Source organism: Coleofasciculus sp. H7-2, assembly GCF_042747725.1.
Taxonomy (GTDB): Bacteria; Cyanobacteriota; Cyanobacteriia; order Cyanobacteriales; family FACHB-T130; genus FACHB-T130.
On sequence record NZ_JBHZGO010000088.1, the window covers coordinates 1 to 1,137 of the forward strand.

A 1,137-nucleotide genomic window follows, 5' to 3' on the forward strand; every position below is an offset into this window, starting at 1 on the left:
CCGCCTCCTGCTCCTTCAAGATCGCGATGATCTGCTCTTCGCTGAACCTGCTGCGCTTCATTCTCGTCCGACTCCTTTGCGTCGGACTCTACTCAAAATCGGTCACATTCCAGGGGCGCACGTCACCTCGCGTTACCATCAATGAATCTATACATCCGCAGAGCTGCGGTTCTCCTTTTAAAGGTCACGGGAATGGTTGATCCCTTCGCTGACGCTCAGGCATGGTATGATCGAGCTCAGAAGCACATCGCTGAATATCGGCAATTGGCCAATGCGCAGCAGATTTGGACTATTCACCGCAGTCAGCCCAGCGAAGGGGTTTTTGAATATTCGCTTCGCTTCAATCGTAACCTCCTGGTCGAATTGAAACCTATCGCTGGCGAAGCGGCAAATGCCCTGTTTCAAGCCCTGGATAACATCATTGGAGTGGCCGCAAGACAGACGAGCGTTAAGCGCGGCACACAGATTGGTTGGCCATGGGCGATTGAACCAATTCCAGATTCCAAACTCCCGGGAGCGGTTCGCCCTGCAATTACCAGCAAGCTCAAGACCCTGGATAAAGCGGGCTTGCCGCAAGCTTGGCTGACGTTGATTGAAGAGACGTTCGCCGCGCCAGCGGTAAGCTTGCCTCATATTGATGTCGTAAAAGAAGTCTCGCTCAGCGGGAAGCACTGGGAATTGGTGCCTACCAAGGCGAATGCGCTCGCAATTGCGTGGACGCCGCAAGGTTCAACGCAACAAGTGGTTGTCAACATTCCAGAAGATTATTTTGAGGTGAACGATGAATTCATCTTTCACAAGGGCGATTCTATAGATGTGTATATTCAGGCTATTGTAAAAGTTACGCTTGCCGTGTCGAAAACAGATTTCCAGCCTGAACCGGTGTTTGCTTTTGAGGCGACGTCGAGATTTGTGATGACGGCGCTGCAAAAAGCTAGGCGGCTCTGGGAAGCCGCTGTTCACTGATGCGAACTGCTGCTCCGTCCGCCGCCAGGCCACCATGCACTTCTTAGGGTCAGGACCCATTGATGTGAGAGGTGCGATCTGATTCAGGCTCCGCAAGGAGACTGACTGTGAGCAACCTGTACTGGCTGACGGACGAGCAAATGGCGCGGCTCGCGCCGTATTTCCCGAAGA

General features: G+C 53.1%; 1 protein-coding gene. It reads left to right on the plus strand.

Annotated features, from left to right (window positions below):
• Window positions 1–192 precede the first annotated feature (192 nt).
• A complete protein-coding gene (locus ACFW2W_RS17950) occupies window positions 193–966 on the plus strand; it encodes a hypothetical protein (RefSeq protein ID WP_137865142.1) in 774 nt (257 codons plus the stop codon).
• The last annotated feature ends 171 nt before the right edge of the window (window positions 967–1,137 follow it).